This window comes from Bacteroides faecium, from assembly GCF_012113595.1.
Taxonomy (GTDB): domain Bacteria; phylum Bacteroidota; class Bacteroidia; order Bacteroidales; family Bacteroidaceae; genus Bacteroides; species Bacteroides faecium.
In genome coordinates, this window is record NZ_CP050831.1 from 2,604,488 (window position 1) to 2,624,001 (window position 19,514).

Below are 19,514 nucleotides of genomic sequence, written 5' to 3' on the forward strand. Positions count from 1 at the left end.
TTGCGGATTGACGGTCAAAGCGTTTTCTTTGCAGTTATAAAACTTCTGTAAACAGATCAAAGTTATGGGACTACTGAAAGATTGGACAGCCCGCTGGATGGCCCGTTTGTCGGGACAGGCAGCGGAAGGGCCGGGCAGCGTGTTTATTACGCTGGACGAAAAGAAGACTCCTGTGGATATGCGCAGAGGTGATGCCACACCAGAAGCGTATGAGGAGTATATCGGAAAGATGGTGAAGAATTTCGACAAACGGGGTTACCTGCCCGGATGAACGATTCTGAAAGCAGATTTTGCGGACAAAGGGAAAATACCTTCCCGGCGGGGAGAGCTGGCGAACTGGTATTTCCACACGCTGGTTCCGGCTATCCATAAACACAAGGCGGTAACGGGAAGGCAGATCCCGCTACGGGATGCAGCCTATACGCTAAAAACGGGACTGAAACTGTTCAGCCGCCGGACATCGCCTGCGGCACTACAAAAAGACAAGCAGTATAAAGAGTTTATCCGGCATAACGAGGCGGAAGGCTGGAACAACAAAAAACTGCCGGGCGAAAAGCAACGGGTGTATGCCGTGGCAACGGAGGAAGGCGTACTGCTCTTCTCGGACTGTGAAAAGGGTATGAAAGCGCGTAATAGCTACCTGCAACATCTGGCGGACGGATTTTTCAATATGACCAAAGGGGCGGAAACTTTGAAGCTGTATGAAATAGAGGCACCCTCCCGGCAAGTGGCGGAACTGGTGGACAACTGCATCGACAAGTTGGCGAAAAGCGACCTGCGCAGTGCCGGTACGCAACTGAATAAATCGGAGTTCAGCTTCACACCTGAGAAACTGGTGGGAAAAGAAATACTGGAAGGTGCCGTCTGTACGGACAAATATGATTTAAGACCGGATTACAACAACTTTGACCGGTTGACAAAAGACTTCAACCTGGGAATTTCACCCCGGAACTACGATGTGGCTTCACTGCTCTATATCTCCGAAAACGGATATGCCGGTCATGTGGTGGCGGACTATTTTCATCCGTTCAGTTATGAATATGAGTTTAGGGATTTGGCGGAAAAGCTGGGTGACAGCATCAAGGCACGGCAATCGGTACCGATGTCGTCACACGATTTCGGTTATACTGCCTTGCAGAAGGAAGCGAAGGTGGTGGCAAAGGATATTCTGCAATCGGAGTTCCATATCACGGACGGGGAGTTCAGGCCGGGGGCACGGATGAACCGGAGTGAAAAGGCGGAGACGCTTCAACTGACACCCAAACCACATTCCGAACAACCGAAGACAGGTGTATCCGCTGATACGGCTCACAAACGGGATGTTCCGGCACAGAAGCAGGATAACAGGCAGCGGCAGGCAAAACATGTAGCCTCCATTACTCCCGACAAGAAGGAAAAAAAACAACTAATCATATAGAATTTATGGAAGAGAAGAAAATGCAAGTGGCGGAAAACGGCAGTCTGTATATGACGCTGGACGCCTTTTACCGTCCTGTGTACTTAAGTATGCGGGGACAGGGGGAAGAAGGGTTCTCCCGGTATATTAGCAATAATGTACAGTTTCATACGGCAGGTAGGGAATTTGTACCCGACCACTGAATGTTTCGTTTCGATTTCAGGGACAAAAGCCTGATTCCGGGCATATTCGGAACGGACAATATGGATTATCTGGAACGGCTGTGTCCGGTATTGGAACAGGAAAGGATTCATCCTTCGGGTGTGGTAAGGTTGCGGGATGCAGCATTTTGTGAAGAAAGGGGGATCGTACAACTGTCGTCACTGGCAGAGCATACGGCTTTGATGGAAAACGAAGATTACAAGCGATTGGGACACCGTTTTGGAATGGACGGGGACGTGATAAGGAACGGACTGGCGGCTTTTCCTACTTGTACGGCAGTGGAATACGGACAGCAGGTATTGCTGTTGGGAAAAACGGACAAGGGGGACAAAGCATTGGAAGATTTTCTGAACGATTTGACCAGACACTTTTTCGACGAGATACGAAAGCCGGAGGAATTGAGATTCCATGAGGTGGCACCGCTGGATGCGAAGTACCGGGTAGAGATTGGGAACTGCAAGACTGCCTCACCGGCTATACTCCGATACGGAATTTGCACGAAGCGATGCGATATGGCACCCACACTGAGAAACTTTAACCGGCTGAGAAACCTGCAACCGATGAGTGCGCCGTTGACCAAGGAGCAGGAACGGATTGTTTCGTCACTGGTTGGACTACCTGATAATGTGCAGTTTCAGAATGTGGAAATGAAGGTGCGGACTCCGGCAAAGAGAAAAGGACAAGGTATAAACATCTAATTCATTGATATATGGAAAAGGAAAATACAAACGGCGGCAGTGTGTATATCACAGTGGACAAGCATTTTAATCCGGTGCATATCAGTACGAAAGGTACGGGCGAAGAGGGATTTCTGGAATTTATGCAGGAAGATGTGGAAAAGGCACTGAAAGAAACGGAAATGCCCGCTATGGGCATGATGTATTACAATGTGCCTGATATGGGGATTGTACCGCCTTTGCAGGAAGGAAACAATGAGGATTATCTGAAAAAACTGGAAAAAGTGATGGACGAACATGGGATTGAGTTGCAGAGATACCAGCGGTTGTCGGAAGTGGTGTATTGTCTGTGAAATGAAATAGATCCGTTTTCGAGGGATGAGACTTATACTCGGTGGCTCACGCCGAAAATGTGGCAGGAAATAAAGTCGTCACCCGTAGCGATGACGGATATGTTGGATGATTTGAAGCACGGGAATAAATTTTATACGGGCGTTGAAACGGACAGGGGGGTGCTGCTTTTCAGCCGGGATTATGTCGGGAAACGGCAGTATGATGTATTTTTGGTAATGAATATAGAGAAACGTTTCTTTGAACCGGATTTTGAAGGCAAGTCTCTGACTGTATATGAATTGAGGGGATGGCCTTCTCTGATGGAAGGGAAAGTAAACCGCTGTTACGACGATTATGGCTGTTTGGTGCCGTTGGAAGAAATTCCGGCGGATGCCTTTGTGGATAAGTCGGCATTAAAGAATGTAACCGATACTGAAACATTCAACCTTTCACCTACATGGGAGAATTATGCCTGGTTGACGGACAATGAAAAAGGGCTTGGAATAGCCCGGAGCGTAGACAGTTATGACCGGATGACCTTGCTTTATATCATGGATAAAGGTTATCCGAGGGACGGATTGGTAGACGAGTATCCTGACAATTTCAGTTTTCATGAGAAATTTGAAAAGATAGAAAGCAAGCTGACAGGCCGGGACAGATGGGATGTGTACGACGAGATGCAGGAGAAGGCGAAGAAGCTGGCAGAAAGATTGCTGAAAGAGAATTTTCCGGTCATGCGGCAGAAAGAGGCTACAACACCGGAAAAGAAGGTGGGGAAGGAAACGCCCCAAAAGAGTAAAGGCAGGAAGATATAGGATAACGAATAAACAGGCAAATGAATGTGAGACCCGTTGCTGTCCGGATGCAGGAATGGGTCTTTGCGCTGTCAAGACAATGCACGCCAACGGGTGACTCCGGTTCCCGTAATTTGGAAGGGACGGAAGATGTGCTTTACTTTGCCGCATATTCAGAAACTTAAAAATGATTTTAGTATGGAACTGACGATTATTGAAACAGGTGCGTATCAGGAGCTGAGAAGGCTGGTCAGTACGCTGGCCGTACAAATGGGTGACTTTCAGAAAAAGATTGCTCCGCCCGTACCGGACAAATGAATGGATGCGCAGGACGTGTGTCTGGCTCTGGGCATATCGAAAAGATGCCTACAAAACTACCGTGACAACGGGCTTATCCCTTACTCGAACGTCGGGGGAAAATTCTTTTACCGGGAAGTGGATATTCAGGAGATATTGGAAAGCGGACTAATCAGAAGGAAATAAGGGTATGGCGGAGATTATCACAAGGGATTCGGAAGAGTTCAAAGAACTGGCCGGATGGATAAAAAAAACTGGGAAAGCGGTTGAAGAAGCAACGGCACGGATACGTCCGACAATTGCAGATGAGCATTATCTAACCGGGGATGACGTGTGTGCCATGCTGCACATCTCAAGACGGACACTGCAAACGTTGAGGGATGAGAAGGTGATGCCCTATACCACTATCGGCGGGAAACTGCTTTACCCGGAAAGCGGGCTGTATGAAGTGCTGAAAAAGAACTACCGGGATTTCAGGCGGTTTAGGAAATAAGAAAGAAAAGAAACGTCCTCCGAGCTATGGCTTGGGGGACGTTCCTCTTTATTGTCATGTTACATGGCAAGTTTGTAAACGTGGCCGATTCTCTCGCACAGCTTGTCTGTATCCTCACCGACTTTCGGGTTAATAAGTTCGGCATATATTTGTGTGGAGAGAATGGAATTATGCCCTAAAACCTTTTGCAGAGTTTCCAGCGGCATCCCTTTGAGGATGGCCAGAACTGCAAATGTGTGGCGTGCGAGGTGTGGGGTGACTTCGACCTTACAACCGCATTTCTTCCCGATAAATTTGAGACTGCCCAACATTGCCTGATACTCTCCCACGGGAAAAACATTATCGGGAGAGATTTTCCTTTCATTCACTCCTTTGTACTTTTCTATAAGTTCGATAGCAATGGGGAGCAATTTTACTACATAGGCGACACCGGTTTTTATACGGTTCCCCATTAACCATGTGCCGCCGTCAGAGTCGGTATGGATATTCATATAGGTGATAGCTTTCAGGTCTGCATAAGCAAGCCCGGTGAAGCACATGAAAAGAAACATATCCCGATTGGCCCGTTGACGTTTATGGTTCAGTTCTATATGGATCATTTTCTGCAATTCGTCTTCGGAAAGGAAAGAACGTTTTTTATATTCGGGCGCACATTCGAAGGATACAAACGGATGGATTCTTATCCAACCTCTTTCCTGTGCGATGTACAATAACCATTTCAGGGTGTTGACACGGTTGAAGGCTGTGGCGTTAGCATTTCCTGCCGTTCCGAGCATCCATGTATAGTAGTCCTCAATGAACGGCTTTTCAAGTTCATCAATAGCTATATCTTCAATGTTCTTTTTGGTTTTCATGAAAAGCAGAAGGCTTTTGTAGTCGGCAACCAGTCCACGGTAGGTGCTTTCTGCTTTTCCTTTACCTATCTTTTCTTTATACGATTCAAGTTGTTCTTTGAAAAGTGCCATAAGCGTGTGGCAGTCTTCACCAAAACCGACGTAACGGTTATAGACTTTCTTAGCCGTGACAAAACTGTCATGGTCGCAAATATACTGATAGTGCTTGGTAATCTGGGCCTTGATATTATCAAGTTCCTGATTGAGAGTGCGGGCTTCTTCGGATTTACCTTTTGCCCGGTTGGCTTTGACGTCCCACAAAGCGAGGGACACTTCTTTCTTACAACTGAAACCTGCCTGGGTTCCATTGATGGTTATACGGCCCATAATCGGTGCCTTACCATTCTTTACTGCCTGATTCTTGGTGTAAAATAATACACGGTACGTACTTCTCATAACTCAACTTTTTTTAGTTACAAATTTAATTACTGTTGAGTTATTTGATGTTATGCAAAAGTGAGCAACAAACTGAAATACAGGATATTGTTTCGTTTTTAGCGGCAATTTGGGGTGAGTTACGATTTGGTAACGTAACTCCGGCCCAAATGTGCTTTTCTTTGCTTCCTTTTCCGACTTCGCTAAAAAATATGTTTTATAACTATTTGATTTTTAGCACAGTTGCGTTATCTTTGCGCATCTTTTAAAAATACTTTGTTTCTCGGTGTGAAACACTTTGTTTCTCGGTGTGAAACGAAGTGTTTCACTACTTGAAACAAAGTGTTTCAAATGGGGTTGAAACTAATTATGAAATAGCTTTACTAATCATGCCGTATGTGGAATATCCGTTATTAGGTACCTCTGATTTTTTAAGGAAGGATTATCTTCTGCCGTCCGCTCCCCACATCATTTTGCTGCGAAGCGTATCGAAAAAGATATGATTAAAGCGTTTCACTACTTTCACGCTGTAGTCGGCACGGCGAATAGTGAGTTGGGTTGTTTCTTTGCACGTTTCACTGCTGCCGTCGATGGCAACCAGGAAGTTATGGCTGCGGCTTTCCACATCTAATGTGATTTCCCAATCATCACGTATCACGATAGGACGGACATTGAGGCTATGTGGAGCTACGGGAGTAATGACGACAGTGTTGGAATGAGGAACCATAATCGGTCCGCCCACGCTTAAGGAGTAGGCTGTCGAACCGGTTGGGGTGGCAATCACTAATCCGTCGGCTTGATAAGTATTCAAGAATGCACCGTTGATAGCAGTACGGATACTAATCATTGAAGAGCTGTCCCGTTTGAGCACGGCAATTTCATTTAAAGCATACGGAGATGCTTGCAGATGGGTATCGTTGCAGATAAGTTGAAGTACACTCCGTTCTTCCACGCTGTATCTTCCAGCTTGAATCTCGTTGAATGTCTCTTCCATCTCTTCGGGAGAAATATCAGCAAGAAATCCCAAACGTCCTGTATTGATGCCAAGGATAGGGATTCCCTTTCTGCCTACCCGGCGGGCAGCTTTCAGGAAAGTTCCGTCCCCGCCGATACTGATTACCATGTCGGCTGTGAAATCATCACCGTCAAATAACTGGTCGGCTTCGATTTCCATATGCTCTGAAATCAGGAATTGGTAGAACTCCCTGCATACGCAGACTTCCGCTCCCCGTTTTTTCAATAACCGGAACAGATTGGCGGCATGAGAGGACTTTTTAGCCTGATACGTATTTCCGAAAATGGCAAATTTCATAAGCAATGTTGTTAGTTCAAAATGCAAATTTGGCATTTTTTTCTGAGATAGCCAATCGGTTTGCAATTATTCGGTTCGATGACGGAACAAAAGTGAATGGAATCCTAACGGTGCTTTATCTTAATGCAGCGATCTGCATAGTATCACAAATTCGCGTCCTACTTTCCTGAAAATACTATCTATCTCTTCTTGAGAGTGCCCTTGTGTACGAAAGGTTTTCATGCGATCGGACAAGTTGACGAGTTGTGTTTTTATGGTACCATCTCCATTGTCAAAACAGTACAGAAGCTCTATGCCCGTTTCTTTATGGGTGCCCGATCGTTTTTCTGCATCAAATATCCATCCGGTGATTACACTATTGTAAGTCTTAATCCGTTCTTTCTTTAGTGCCGGACAATCTTTGAATAATAATTCATCATTAAATGAAATATCCCGGTAAAGAAAGACCGCATCTTCCAACCGGGTACATCCATTGAAAGCATAATCTCCGATTTGGGTAACCGATTTGGGTAAGATGACCTCTCTCAGATTACTGCATCCCTGAAAAGCATGTTTTCCGACAGTACATACCCCTTCCGGTATTTTAATATATTCAAGACTGGCAATACCAGAGAAAGCGGAATCGTAAATCTTCGCAACCCCTTCCGGAATATAATAACTAGTCAGATCTTGGGGAGCTTTAAGCAATATTCTTTTATCGGCAGTGTACTTCACTCCCGAATCGTCAATTATCACATCGAAGGTTTGTTGGTATCTTTCTTCCAATTGATATAAATATTTGTCTATCAGGATGTCGGATAATTCTCTTCGCAAGTTCTGTACGTGTTCGTTGCCTTCGGGATATGATGCTTCTTGGAGTGAACAAAGTATGTCTGTCATGCTACTCATACCTAGGTCGGACAGTGATAAATGTTCCTTTTCTATCATTGAGATGAGAACAGAAAGTGTCTCTTTTTCTATAAATGGATGATCGGATAGTTTATCATTCTCGTTCAGGACTTCATAGATGGTGTTGATGGTTGTTTGCAAATATTCTATTCCGTTTCGGGTCACATGAAAAAACGATGCAAGACATTCATCTGTTTCTATCTGTAATTGTTGCAGGTAATAGTCGGATAAGGTTGAAGCATATGCATCGAAAATCTTTTTCCCCTTAAAGAACCGGGAGATTACATTCATTTCTTCCCATTGGCGTGTCAAGGCTTCAATTTCACGCAGGGTGTCTTCTTCTATTTTCTTTTTTGTTTCGCTGCTGTCGGTATGTGCACTTTGCTCTTTATCCTGACAATACGAACTAAGGCGTTCAACAAAAAGCCGGATGTTTTCCAAAGGGTACCTCTTGTTTATCCACTGCTCATAGAGCCAGGCATCAATTTCATCACGCTTATCGGAAGATTTGATGATATATTCTCTTTTATAGTCTTGGCAAAATCGGTGGATTCCTTTCTTTTTATAGGTATCACGATAATAGCTTTCGCACAGCGCATGAAATTCGTCCATGAGGCAAGGTTTGTTTTTGTGCATTAGGAGCACTTCCTCTTTAAAAAACAGAAATGTTTGCAGGAGATCATTCTTAGGCAATTGCGAAAAACCATAGCCCTTTCCCAAGGAGTCGGGAAAAGGTAATTGCCTTTCGTCCAACCCTATTGTCAACAGGTGGTCATGCAGCATCTTGTCTATATCCTCCAGTGAAGGCTTTACGTCCTCATTTTTCGTGAGAAGAGATTGTGGGTCACAGCTTGTAATGACTTTCAGGATAATACTGTTTACCAGATTGTCAATTTTAACTTTAATGTTGCCATAGTATTGGTTCATACGCTTTTTTATTTAGGGTTCGATGAGAGTGAAAGTATACAAAAGTATGCTTTTTCTGTGTTTTCTTGTGAATTTCTACTTTAAATAACCAAAAAAGAACCTATAATGCGTTTCGTATTATTAGGCAACTAATAATAATATTTGTATTTTTGCGGCAAATATTACGTAGAACCATGACTAAATTAAGTGTAAACATAAACAAGATAGCTACGCTGAGAAATGCACGCGGTGGAAATGTGCCCGATGTTGTAAAGGTAGCGCTTGATTGTGAATCTTTTGGAGCGGACGGTATTACCGTTCATCCTCGTCCCGACGAACGCCACATTCGTCGTTCGGATGTATATGATTTGCGTCCTTTATTGCGGACTGAATTCAATATCGAAGGTTATCCGTCGCCGGATTTTATAGACTTGGTGTTGAAGGTAAAACCGCATCAGGTAACTTTAGTGCCTGACGATCCTTCACAGATAACTTCCAATTCCGGTTGGGATACAAAAGCGAATCTGGAATTCTTGACGGAAGTTCTCGACCAGTTCAACAGCGCAGGTATCCGCACTTCTGTCTTTGTAGCTGCCGACCCCGAAATGGTGGAATATGCGGCAAAAGCAGGTGCCGACCGTGTGGAACTGTACACGGAACCCTATGCAACGGACTATCCGAAGAATCCGGAAGCAGCCATCGCTCCTTTTGTTGAAGCTGCCAAAACAGCTCGTAAACTAGGTCTCGGCTTGAATGCCGGACATGACTTGAGCCTTGTAAATTTAAACTATTTCTATAAAAACATTCCCTGGGTGGACGAAGTTTCTATTGGTCATGCATTGATTAGTGATGCGCTGTACTTGGGACTGGAACGTACCATTCAGGAATATAAAAACTGTCTACGCTGATGAATGCAATGATCTTGTTAGCCCAAGGGGCTATGAATATGGCCGACTCGCTGGCTACTGCCAATCCTGTCCTGACAGAGGTGAACGCTCCTGAAATGAACATGCTTGATATGGCTATCAAGGGTGGTTGGATTATGATTGTGCTGGGTGTGCTGTCCGTAGTTTGCTTCTATATCCTTTTCGAGCGCAACTATATGATTCGTAAGGCAGGAAAAGAAGACCCCATGTTTATGGAACGCATCAAGGATTATATTCATAGCGGTGAAATCAAAGCAGCCATCAACTACTGCCGCACGATGAACACACCTTCGGCACGTATGATAGAAAAAGGTATCAGCCGCCTGGGGCGTCCCATCAACGACGTGCAGGCTGCCATTGAGAACGTCGGAAATATCGAAGTGGCAAAACTGGAAAAAGGACTGACGGTGATGGCAACCATCTCCGGCGGAGCCCCGATGCTCGGATTCCTCGGTACGGTGACCGGTATGGTACGCGCATTCTACGAAATGGCGAACGCAGGTAGCGGAAATATAGATATTACACTGCTTTCCGGCGGTATTTACGAAGCCATGATTACTACGGTCGGTGGTTTGATTGTCGGTATCATTGCCATGTTTGCCTACAACTACCTGGTGATGCTTGTAGACCGTGTGGTGAACAAGATGGAATCCCGCACAATGGAATTCATGGACTTGCTGAACGAACCCACATAAAGGTGAATGAGTCCATATAAAGGCTGAACGAACCCACCTGAAAGTGGAAAAGTAACCGAGAACGTTAATCATTAATCACTAACCACTAAACACTAACAAAGTGGGATTAAAAAGAAGAAATAGAGTATCGCCCAATTTCAGTATGGCTTCCATGACGGACGTCATATTCCTGTTGCTGATATTCTTTATGATAACCTCTACGGTGGTGTCGCCCAATGCTATAAAAGTGCTGTTGCCGCAAGGCAAGCAACAGACTTCGGCGAAGCCGCTGACAAGAGTCGTTATTGATAAAGACTTGAACTTCTATGCCGCTTTCGGCAATGAGAAGGAGCAACCGGTGGCATTGAACGAACTGACTCCCTTCCTGCAGAGCTGTGCAGAGAAGGAACCCGAAATGTACGTGGCACTGTATGCGGACGAATCGGTACCTTACCGTGAGATTGTACGTGTATTGAACATCGCAAACGAGAATCATTTTAAGATGGTGTTGGCTACGCGCCCGCCTGAAAACAAATAATGAACAATGGACAGAAGAAAAAAGGGTGAATACATAGGAGCGCTGGGTGCACTGTTGGTGCACGTGGCAGTGATTGCTCTTTTGATTCTGGTGAGCTTTACTGTCCCCCAGCCGGATGAAGACGCAGGCGGAGTGCCTGTGATGATGGGAAATGTGGAGTCGGCACGCGGCTTTGACGACCCTTCACTGGTAGATGTGGATGTACTGGATGAAGATGCGGCAGCTCCTGCGGAGACAACACCCGAACTTCCTTCCGAACAAGATTTGCTGACACAGACCGAAGAGGAAACGGTTACTTTGAAACCGAAAACGGAAGAACCCAAAAAAGAAACGGTGAAACCGAAAGAAGTAACCAAACCGAAAGAACCGGTGAAAAAGCCCGAAAAAACAGAAGCAGAGAAAGCTGCGGAAGCCAAACGGCTCGCCGAAGAAAAGGCGGAACGTGAACGGAAAGCTGCCGAAGAGGCTGCAAGAAAGAGAGTTTCCGGTGCTTTTGGAAAGGGAGCGCAAATGGAAGGAAACAAAGGAACATCGGCCAGTGGTACCGGAACCGAAGGTAGTAAAGAAGGTAATTCTTCTACCGGAGCCAAAACAGGAACGGGTGGTTATGGAACATTTGACCTCGGCGGACGTTCTTTAGGTACGGGCAGTTTGCCAAAACCTGCATATAATGTGCAGGAAGAGGGACGTGTCGTAGTGAATATTACCGTAAATCCTGCGGGACACGTAATTTCGACCGGCATTAATCCCCAGACAAATACTGTAAGTTCAGCGTTGCGGAAAGCCGCCGAAGATGCGGCTAAGAAGGCTCGCTTTAATACAGTGGATGGAGTGACGAACCAAACGGGAACAATCACTTATTATTTTAATTTGAGATAGAGTATCATTAACCAAAAAATAGATAGCATTATGGGAACTGTATACGCATTTTTTGCAGATGGTTTTGAAGAAATCGAAGCCTTTACTACTATTGACACGTTGAGACGTGCCGGAATGAATGTAGAAATCGTATCCGTTACACCGGATGAAATTGTAGTCGGAGCGCATGACGTGTCCATCCTTTGTGACATCAACTTTGATAATTGCGATTTCTTTGATGCTGAACTTTTGTTCTTGCCGGGTGGAATGCCGGGAGCCGCTACGCTCGATAAGCACGAAGGGTTGCGGAAGTTAATCCTTAACTTTGCGGAAAAGGGCAAGCCTATCGCCGCCATTTGCGCAGCTCCGATGGTGCTGGGCAAACTGGGACTGCTGAAAGGCAAGAAAGCTACCTGCTATCCTAGCTTCGAGCAATATCTGGATGGCGCTGAATGTGTTAATGAACACGTAGTGCGTGACGGAAATATCATCACAGGTATGGGACCGGGTGCTGCCATGGAATTTGCTTTGACTATTGTTGACCTGTTGGCAGGTAAAGAAAAAGTAGACGAGCTGGTAGAAGCGATGTGCGTCAAACGCTAAGCTGTCCATGAAGAAATCTGTCATTATTGTCGCCGGTGGAAAGGGCTTGCGGATGGGAAGTGAACTTCCGAAACAATTCCTTCCTGTCGGTGGCAAACCTGTGTTGATGCATACGCTGGAAGTATTCCGGAAGTATGACGCTACACTTCAGATTATATTAGTGCTTCCAAAAGAGCAACAGGACTTTTGGAAACAACTCTGCAAGGAACATGGTTTTGCCGTGGAACACCTCATTGCCAGCGGCGGTGAAACACGTTTCCATTCCGTAAAGAATGGACTGGCATTGGTGCAGGCTCCCGGACTGGTGGGAGTGCATGACGGTGTTCGTCCGTTTGTCTCGGTAGACGTGATAAGTCGTTGCTATGATTTGGCAAAAGAGCAGAAAGCGGTGATTCCGGTGATTGACGTAGTAGAAACATTGCGCCATCTGACGGACGGCGGAAGTGAAACGGTCAGCCGCAATGACTATAAATTGGTGCAAACCCCGCAAGTCTTTGATGTGGAATTACTGAAACGGGCTTATGCGCAGGAGTTTACTCCATTCTTTACAGACGACGCTTCAGTGGTAGAAGCAATGGGTGTACCTGTATATCTTGCAGAAGGTAATCGTGAAAATATAAAAATAACAACTCCTTTCGACCTGAAAGTAGGGAGTGCTCTGTTGTAAATGTTCGATTTAGTCACACGCGACATAAAATTTATCTCCGGTGTAGGGCCACAGAAGGCTGCTGTATTAAATAAGGAGTTGGAAATCTACTCTTTGCATGATTTAATTTATTACTTCCCTTACAAGTACGTTGACCGGAGCCGCATCTATTACATTCACGAAATAGATGGCAATATGCCATATATCCAGTTGAAAGGAGAAATACTAGGTTTCGAAACCATTGGCGAAGGGCGTCAACGACGTCTGACTGCCCATTTCTCGGATGGAACAGGAGTCGTGGACTTGGTGTGGTTTCAAGGAATCAAGTATATCTTGGGTAAATATAAACTTCACGAGGAATATATCATTTTCGGCAAACCGACTGTTTTCAACGGACGTATCAATGTAGCCCATCCTGATATAGACAAGGCGGATGAACTGAAACTTTCTTCCGTAGGCCTGCAACCTTATTATAATACGACGGAGAAAATGAAACGCAGCTTCCTCAATTCTCATGCAATAGAGAAAATGATGGCAACTGTGATTCAGCAACTACAAGAACCTTTGCCCGAAACGCTCTCTCCCAAGTTATTGGCAGAGCATCATCTGATGCCGTTGACGGAAGCCCTTCGGAATATTCACTTCCCGACGAACCCCGATTTGCTTCGCAAGGCGCAGTATCGCCTTAAATTCGAGGAACTGTTTTATGTGCAACTCAATATCCTTCGTTATGCCAAAGACAGACAAAGGAGATATCGTGGTTATATCTTCGAAAAGGTGGGCGATGTATTCAATACATTTTATACAAAGAACCTTCCTTTCCAACTTACAGGTGCGCAGAAACGGGTCTTGAAAGAAATACGTAATGACGTAGGCAGCGGTCGGCAGATGAACCGTCTTTTGCAGGGAGATGTAGGAAGTGGAAAAACACTGGTCGCCTTGATGAGTATGTTGCTTGCTTTGGATAATGGCTATCAGGCATGTATGATGGCTCCTACCGAAATCCTGGCAAATCAGCACTATGAAACCATAAAAGAACTGCTTTTCGGAATGGACATCCGTGTCGAGCTGCTGACCGGTTCCATCAAAGGAAAAAAACGGGAAGCCATCCTTACCGGATTACTGAACGGAGACGTGAATATCCTGATAGGAACGCACGCCGTCATTGAGGATACTGTCAACTTCTCTTCGCTGGGCTTTGTCGTTATCGACGAACAACACCGTTTCGGCGTGGCTCAACGCGCCCGCCTTTGGAGTAAGAATAACCAACCGCCACATATGCTTGTGATGACTGCCACCCCCATTCCCCGTACATTGGCAATGACCCTGTATGGCGACTTGGAGGTTTCTGTTATTGACGAACTTCCCCCCGGACGAAAACCGATAACTACCGTCCATCAGTTTGATAATCGTCGGGAAAGCATGTACCGTTTCGTACAGAAACAAATAGACGAAGGACGCCAGGTTTATATTGTTTATCCTTTAATAAAGGAGAGCGAAAAGATTGATTTAAAGAACCTTGAAGAAGGTTATCAATATATCCTTGAAGAATTTCCCAAATGTACGGTCTGCAAAGTGCACGGTAAAATGAAATCTGCCGAGAAAGACGAGCAGATGCAACTTTTCATTTCGGGAAAAGCACAGATAATGGTAGCTACCACAGTAATTGAAGTAGGAGTGAACGTACCGAACGCTTCGGTGATGATTATAGAAAATGCCGAACGCTTCGGACTCTCACAGTTGCACCAGTTGCGCGGTCGGGTAGGGCGTGGTGCCGACCAGTCTTATTGTATCCTGGTGACCAATTATAAACTGACCGAGGACACCCGGAAACGACTGGAAATTATGGTACGCACCAATGACGGCTTTGAAATAGCCGAAGCGGATTTAAAACTTCGCGGCCCCGGTGACCTTGAGGGGACGCAACAAAGCGGTGTCGCTTTCGATTTGAAGATTGCCGATATAGCCCGTGACGGACAACTGCTGCAATATGTCCGTTCCATAGCCGAAGGAATCGTGGAGCAAGACCCCATGGCACAGAATCCGGAGAACGAAATTTTGTGGCGGCAACTCAAATCCCTGCGGAAAACGAATGTTAACTGGGCTGCCATTAGCTGAAAAAACGGTTAAACATACGGTTTATTTGCGTAAATGTGTTGCATAACATATTTGGTCTCTATCTCTCCTATTTATAGGGGTTTAAAGGCTCTTTTCTTTTCCTGTTTGTCGCTAATCGTCTGAAAAATAGTTAATAACTCCCTTGCTGTTTCAAAGGAAAATACTACCTTTGGGGGAATTTTTTTAGTAAATGTATCGTTTAACCATTTGAAAAGTCGAGTATTATGCTTGAAAAAACGCTGGTCATTTTAAAACCATGTACCCTTCAACGGGGACTGATTGGTGAGATTACTCATCGTTTCGAACGTAAAGGATTACGGTTGGCCGGCATGAAGATGATGCAACTGACTGATGAATTATTAAGCGAACATTATGCCCACCTCAGTGGCAAAGAATTCTTTCAACGTGTGAAAGATTCCATGATGACAGTTCCTGTTATCGTTTGTTGTTTTGAGGGTGTGGATGCTATTCAAACAGTCCGTACGTTGGCGGGACCGACTAATGGACGTCTGGCTGCTCCGGGAACCATTCGTGGAGATTACAGTATGAGCTTTCAAGAGAATATAGTTCATGCTTCTGATTCACCGGAGACTGCAGCTATTGAATTAATGAGATTTTTTAAACCGGAAGAAATATTCGAGTACAAACAGGCGACTTTTGACTACCTGTATGCAAACGACGAATATTAAATGAATTGACAAAGAACGAATGAATTTCAATTGCATTATTAAAACTGGATTGGTAGCCGTAGCGGCTATGGTTAGTCTGAGCTCTTTCTCTCAAGACCTGATTGCCCGCCAAGCACCGATAGACAAGAAATTAAAATCTGTAGACTCTTTGGCCTTGCAAAAGCAAATCCGTGCCGAACAGTCCGAATATCCCGCCCTGAGTCTTTATCCTAACTGGAACAACCAGTATGTACACGCTTACGGAAATGCTATTATCCCCGAAACTTACACTATCGACCTGACAGGCTTCCATATGCCGACTCCGAGTACGAGAATTACCTCCCCTTTCGGACCTCGTTGGAGAAGAATGCATAATGGTCTGGACTTGAAAGTGAACATCGGTGATACTATTGTTGCCGCATTCGATGGTAAAGTACGCGTTGTGAAATATGAACGCAGAGGATATGGCAAGTATGTCGTAATTCGTCACGACAATGGACTGGAAACTGTCTACGGACACTTGTCAAAACAGTTGGTTGAAAACGACCAGTTGGTGAAAGCCGGCGAACCGATCGGTTTGGGTGGCAATACAGGACGTTCCACAGGTTCACATCTTCATTTTGAAACCCGTTTCTTGGGAATTGCAATCAACCCGGTTTATATGTTCGACTTCCCGAAACAAGATATCGTTGCCGATACTTATACGTTCAGGAAGACAAAAGGCGTGAAGCGCGCAGGCTCACATGACACTCAGGTGGCTGACGGCGCAATTCGCTACCACAAAGTGAAGAGTGGTGATACTTTGTCACGCATCGCTAAATTGCGTGGTGTATCGGTCAGCACACTTTGTAAATTGAACCGTATTAAAGCAACCACAACTTTGCGTATCGGACAGGTTTTGCGTTGTTCATAAACTCACTTGCTTATAAAACAGTAATACAATAGCTTTGGAAGAGGGCACTTTAATATAATTTAGAGTGCCCTCTTTCTGTTTTTACTTAATTATTGTTACCTTTGCGCACTATTTGGAAGAAAATGAAAGATACCAAGCAACAATTTGAACATGTCATCGCTTTGTGCCGTGACTTATTTTCCAAGAAGCTGCACGATTACGGGCCTGCGTGGCGTATTCTGCGTCCGGCTTCAGTAACCGATCAGATTTTTATCAAAGCCAACCGGATTCGTAGTATTGAAACCAAGGGGGTGACCTTGATTGATGAAGGAATCCGTGCCGAGTTTATTGCGATTGTCAATTACGGCATCATCGGACTTATCCAGTTGGAACTGGGATACGCAGAATCTGCCGATATCAGCAATGAGGAAGCGATGGCTTTATACGATAAATATGCCAAAGAGGCATTGGAACTGATGCTTGCCAAGAATCATGACTATGATGAGGCTTGGCGGAGTATGCGCGTCAGCTCTTACACAGACTTGATTTTGATGAAGATATACCGTACCAAGCAGATTGAAAGCCTGTCCGGCAATACGTTGGTGTCCGAGGGAATTGACGCCAATTACATGGATATGATAAATTACTCTGTTTTCGGACTGATAAAGATAGAATTTGAAGGATAAGAACTTACATATTATTCAGAAAGTCATAGCGAATATCGGTCGCTTTCTTTTGGCGGCTTCGTTCATCTTTTCCGGATTTGTCAAGGCAGTTGATCCGCTGGGCTTCCAGTATAAGATACAGGATTATCTGACTGCATTCGGCATGGCTTCCTGGTTCCCTTCATTTTTCCCTTTGCTGGGCGGTATAGTACTGTCTGCCATTGAGTTTTTTGTCGGCATCTCCCTGTTTTTTGGTACGCGGAGAACACTTGCTTCTTCGTTGGCACTGATGCTAATGATTGTCATGACACCACTGACTTTCTATCTTGCCCTCTTCGATCCGGTTTCAGACTGCGGTTGTTTCGGTGATGCCTGGGTGTTGACAAACTGGGAAACATTCGGCAAGAATGTCATACTGCTACTTGCGGCAATCGAGGCGTTCCGGTACAGAACGATGCTGACCCGTTTTATCAGTGTGAAAATGGAATGGCTGGTTTCTTTATATACCCTGTTTTTTGTATTTACCCTGTCGTTCTATTGTTTGGATCGTCTGCCTGTTTTAGATTTTCGCCCCTACAAGATAGGAAAGAATATCCAAGAGGGAATGACAATGCCCGAAGGAGCAAAGCCTAATGTATATGAAAGTATCTTTATCTTAGAAAAGAACGGAGAAAAGAAAGAATTTACGCTGGATAACTATCCGGACAGTACATGGACATTTGTAGACACACGTACTATACTCAAAGAGAAAGGATATGAACCGGCTATCCACGATTTCTCCATGATGGATTTGAATACAGGAGATGATATAACACAAGATGTATTGACTGATATGGGATACACTTTCCTGTTGGTTGCCCATCGGATTGAAGAAGCGGATGACAGTAATATCGACCTGATTAACGAAATATACGATTACTCGGTGGAGCATGGCTATAAGTTCTATTGCCTGACTTCTTCGCCGGAAGAACAGATAGAACTGTGGAAGGATAAGACCGGAGCGGAATATCCTTTCTGTCAGATGGATGATATAACGTTGAAGACAATGGTTCGCTCCAATCCGGGATTGATGTTGATAAAGAACGGAACGATTCTGAATAAATGGAGCGATGAGGATATACCGGATGAATATGTATTGACCGACAAATTGGAAAATTTGCCGTTGGGACAGCAAAAGATGGTGAGCGACGCTCACACCGTGGGATATGTATTCTTGTGGTTCATTATTCCATTGTTGCTGGTATTGGGAGTGGATGTCCTGGTGGTTCGTCGCAGAGAACGGAAATTCGCCAGGCGGAAGCTGCAGGAAGAGGCTCTGAAAGCTGCCGAAGCCCAAAAACTGACGGACAGTGCCCAAGAACTGGCGGACAACGCCCAAAAACCGACAGACAACGCTCCAATGTCAGTAGATAACTCCAACGAGATGAAACCATAGACTGTTAAATTGTAAATCGTAAATGAGAGAATAGTAAATTTATTAACCCTTTAAATAAAGAAAACAAAATGAGAAAGAACATTGTTGCAGGAAACTGGAAAATGAACAAAACCCTTCAAGAGGGTATCGCTTTGGCAAAAGAACTGAACGAAGCATTGGCTGAAAAACCTAATTGTGATGTAGTAATCTGTACTCCGTTTATCCACTTGGCTTCTGTTACTCCGTTGGTAGACGCTGCTAAGATTGGCGTAGGTGCTGAAAACTGTGCTGACAAAGTATCAGGTGCATACACAGGTGAAGTTTCTGCTGAAATGGTTGCTTCTACTGGTGCTAAATATGTAATCCTGGGTCACTCTGAACGTCGTGCTTACTACGGTGAAACAGTTGCTATCCTCGAAGAAAAAGTAAAATTGGCTTTGGCTAACGGTCTGACTCCGATTTTCTGTATCGGTGAAGTATTGGAAGAACGCGAAGCTAACAAGCAAAATGAAGTAGTAGCTGCTCAGATGGAATCTGTATTCTCTCTGTCTGCTGAAGACTTCTCTAAGATTGTATTGGCTTACGAACCGGTTTGGGCAATCGGTACAGGTAAAACTGCTACTCCTGAACAAGCACAGGAAATCCACGCTTTCATCCGCTCAATCGTAGCTGACAAGTACGGCAAGGAAATCGCTGATAATACTTCTATCCTTTATGGTGGTAGCTGCAAGCCTTCTAACGCTAAAGAATTGTTCTCTAACCCGGACGTTGACGGTGGTTTGATTGGTGGCGCTGCTCTGAAAGTATCTGATTTCAAAGGAATCATTGATGCATTTAACGCATAATTAAAATTTATTTCAGGCATGGATTTCACGGATTACACGGTTTAGTGTATGAAATCAGAAACCGCGTAATCCGCGTAATCC

24 protein-coding genes are annotated in these 19,514 nt (G+C 44.8%); 21 read left to right on the forward strand and 3 right to left on the reverse strand.

Features of this window, described 5'->3' with window-relative positions; genetic code table 11:
• Positions 1-64 precede the first annotated feature (64 nt).
• From BacF7301_RS09230 to BacF7301_RS09270, 9 genes are all read left to right on the forward strand, one after another.
• On the forward strand, positions 65-271 hold the full coding sequence (locus tag BacF7301_RS09230; protein WP_167962151.1) for a hypothetical protein: 207 nt from the start codon (positions 65-67) through the stop codon (positions 269-271).
• A 300-nt stretch (positions 272-571) separates the two neighbouring features.
• A complete protein-coding gene (locus BacF7301_RS09235; protein ID WP_245208423.1) occupies positions 572-1,417 on the forward strand; it encodes a DUF6047 family protein in 846 nt (281 codons plus the stop codon).
• Positions 1,418-1,422: 5 nt separating this feature from the next.
• Positions 1,423-1,599, forward strand: coding sequence for a hypothetical protein (locus BacF7301_RS09240; protein WP_167962153.1), 177 nt, complete (start codon positions 1,423-1,425; stop codon positions 1,597-1,599).
• Positions 1,600-2,316: a DUF6047 family protein gene (locus tag BacF7301_RS09245; RefSeq protein WP_167962155.1), complete on the forward strand. Its 717-nt coding sequence runs from the start codon at positions 1,600-1,602 to the stop codon at positions 2,314-2,316. It begins immediately after the preceding gene.
• Between the two features lie 11 nt (positions 2,317-2,327).
• Positions 2,328-2,648, forward strand: coding sequence for a hypothetical protein (locus BacF7301_RS09250; protein ID WP_118424002.1), 321 nt, complete (start codon positions 2,328-2,330; stop codon positions 2,646-2,648).
• 57 nt (positions 2,649-2,705) lie between these two features.
• Positions 2,706-3,443 carry a DUF6047 family protein gene (locus tag BacF7301_RS09255; RefSeq protein ID WP_209319515.1) on the forward strand — a complete coding sequence of 246 codons (738 nt, stop codon included), beginning with the start codon at positions 2,706-2,708 and terminating at the stop codon, positions 3,441-3,443.
• A 20-nt stretch (positions 3,444-3,463) separates the two neighbouring features.
• Positions 3,464-3,607, forward strand: coding sequence for a hypothetical protein (locus BacF7301_RS09260; protein ID WP_167962157.1), 144 nt, complete (start codon positions 3,464-3,466; stop codon positions 3,605-3,607).
• A gap of 133 nt (positions 3,608-3,740) precedes the next feature.
• On the forward strand, positions 3,741-3,905 hold the full coding sequence (locus BacF7301_RS09265) for a helix-turn-helix domain-containing protein (RefSeq protein ID WP_118424001.1): 165 nt from the start codon (positions 3,741-3,743) through the stop codon (positions 3,903-3,905).
• A 4-nt stretch (positions 3,906-3,909) separates the two neighbouring features.
• The gene (locus BacF7301_RS09270; protein ID WP_118424000.1) at positions 3,910-4,212 is read left to right on the forward strand and encodes a helix-turn-helix domain-containing protein; all 303 of its coding nucleotides are present in this window, start codon (positions 3,910-3,912) and stop codon (positions 4,210-4,212) included.
• A 59-nt stretch (positions 4,213-4,271) separates the two neighbouring features.
• Here BacF7301_RS09270 and BacF7301_RS09275 read toward each other — a convergent pair whose 3' ends face one another.
• The 3 genes from BacF7301_RS09275 to BacF7301_RS09285 form a co-directional block, all read right to left on the reverse strand.
• Positions 4,272-5,501: a site-specific integrase gene (locus BacF7301_RS09275; protein WP_118423999.1), complete on the reverse strand. Its 1,230-nt coding sequence runs from the start codon at positions 5,499-5,501 to the stop codon at positions 4,272-4,274.
• A 421-nt stretch (positions 5,502-5,922) separates the two neighbouring features.
• Complete coding sequence (locus BacF7301_RS09280) at positions 5,923-6,792, reverse strand: NAD kinase (RefSeq protein ID WP_167962159.1); 870 nt, start codon at positions 6,790-6,792, stop codon at positions 5,923-5,925.
• 120 nt (positions 6,793-6,912) lie between these two features.
• Complete coding sequence (locus BacF7301_RS09285; RefSeq protein ID WP_167962161.1) at positions 6,913-8,607, reverse strand: leucine-rich repeat domain-containing protein; 1,695 nt, start codon at positions 8,605-8,607, stop codon at positions 6,913-6,915.
• A gap of 173 nt (positions 8,608-8,780) precedes the next feature.
• On the opposite strand from BacF7301_RS09285, the gene BacF7301_RS09290 reads away from it, so the two are divergent.
• The 12 genes from BacF7301_RS09290 (at position 8,781) to tpiA (ending at position 19,433) form a co-directional block, all read left to right on the forward strand.
• Complete coding sequence (locus BacF7301_RS09290; RefSeq protein WP_167962163.1) at positions 8,781-9,494, forward strand: pyridoxine 5'-phosphate synthase; 714 nt, start codon at positions 8,781-8,783, stop codon at positions 9,492-9,494.
• Positions 9,494-10,207, forward strand: coding sequence for a MotA/TolQ/ExbB proton channel family protein (locus BacF7301_RS09295; RefSeq protein WP_022137725.1), 714 nt, complete (start codon positions 9,494-9,496; stop codon positions 10,205-10,207). Before BacF7301_RS09290 ends, BacF7301_RS09295 begins: the two co-directional genes overlap by 1 nt.
• A gap of 100 nt (positions 10,208-10,307) precedes the next feature.
• Positions 10,308-10,724 carry an ExbD/TolR family protein gene (locus BacF7301_RS09300; RefSeq protein ID WP_167962165.1) on the forward strand — a complete coding sequence of 139 codons (417 nt, stop codon included), beginning with the start codon at positions 10,308-10,310 and terminating at the stop codon, positions 10,722-10,724.
• A 6-nt stretch (positions 10,725-10,730) separates the two neighbouring features.
• On the forward strand, positions 10,731-11,603 hold the full coding sequence (locus tag BacF7301_RS09305; RefSeq protein ID WP_167962167.1) for a cell envelope integrity TolA family protein: 873 nt from the start codon (positions 10,731-10,733) through the stop codon (positions 11,601-11,603).
• A 30-nt stretch (positions 11,604-11,633) separates the two neighbouring features.
• Entirely contained in the window at positions 11,634-12,185 is a 552-nt protein-coding gene (locus BacF7301_RS09310) for a DJ-1 family glyoxalase III (protein WP_167962169.1), read from the forward strand.
• A 7-nt stretch (positions 12,186-12,192) separates the two neighbouring features.
• The gene (locus tag BacF7301_RS09315) at positions 12,193-12,852 is read left to right on the forward strand and encodes a 2-C-methyl-D-erythritol 4-phosphate cytidylyltransferase (protein ID WP_167962171.1); all 660 of its coding nucleotides are present in this window, start codon (positions 12,193-12,195) and stop codon (positions 12,850-12,852) included.
• Positions 12,853-14,949, forward strand: coding sequence for an ATP-dependent DNA helicase RecG (gene recG / locus BacF7301_RS09320; RefSeq protein ID WP_167962173.1), 2,097 nt, complete (start codon positions 12,853-12,855; stop codon positions 14,947-14,949). It abuts the gene before it with no gap.
• Between the two features lie 224 nt (positions 14,950-15,173).
• Positions 15,174-15,638: a nucleoside-diphosphate kinase gene (gene ndk / locus BacF7301_RS09325; RefSeq protein ID WP_167962175.1), complete on the forward strand. Its 465-nt coding sequence runs from the start codon at positions 15,174-15,176 to the stop codon at positions 15,636-15,638.
• 19 nt (positions 15,639-15,657) lie between these two features.
• The gene (locus BacF7301_RS09330) at positions 15,658-16,530 is read left to right on the forward strand and encodes a peptidoglycan DD-metalloendopeptidase family protein (protein ID WP_167962177.1); all 873 of its coding nucleotides are present in this window, start codon (positions 15,658-15,660) and stop codon (positions 16,528-16,530) included.
• Positions 16,531-16,652: 122 nt separating this feature from the next.
• The gene (locus BacF7301_RS09335) at positions 16,653-17,195 is read left to right on the forward strand and encodes a DUF1599 domain-containing protein (protein WP_167962179.1); all 543 of its coding nucleotides are present in this window, start codon (positions 16,653-16,655) and stop codon (positions 17,193-17,195) included.
• The gene (locus BacF7301_RS09340) at positions 17,185-18,609 is read left to right on the forward strand and encodes a BT_3928 family protein (protein WP_167962181.1); all 1,425 of its coding nucleotides are present in this window, start codon (positions 17,185-17,187) and stop codon (positions 18,607-18,609) included. Before BacF7301_RS09335 ends, BacF7301_RS09340 begins: the two co-directional genes overlap by 11 nt.
• Positions 18,610-18,677: 68 nt before the next feature.
• Positions 18,678-19,433, forward strand: a complete 756-nt coding sequence (tpiA, locus tag BacF7301_RS09345; RefSeq protein ID WP_167962183.1) for a triose-phosphate isomerase — start codon at positions 18,678-18,680, stop codon at positions 19,431-19,433.
• The last annotated feature ends 81 nt before the right edge of the window (positions 19,434-19,514 follow it).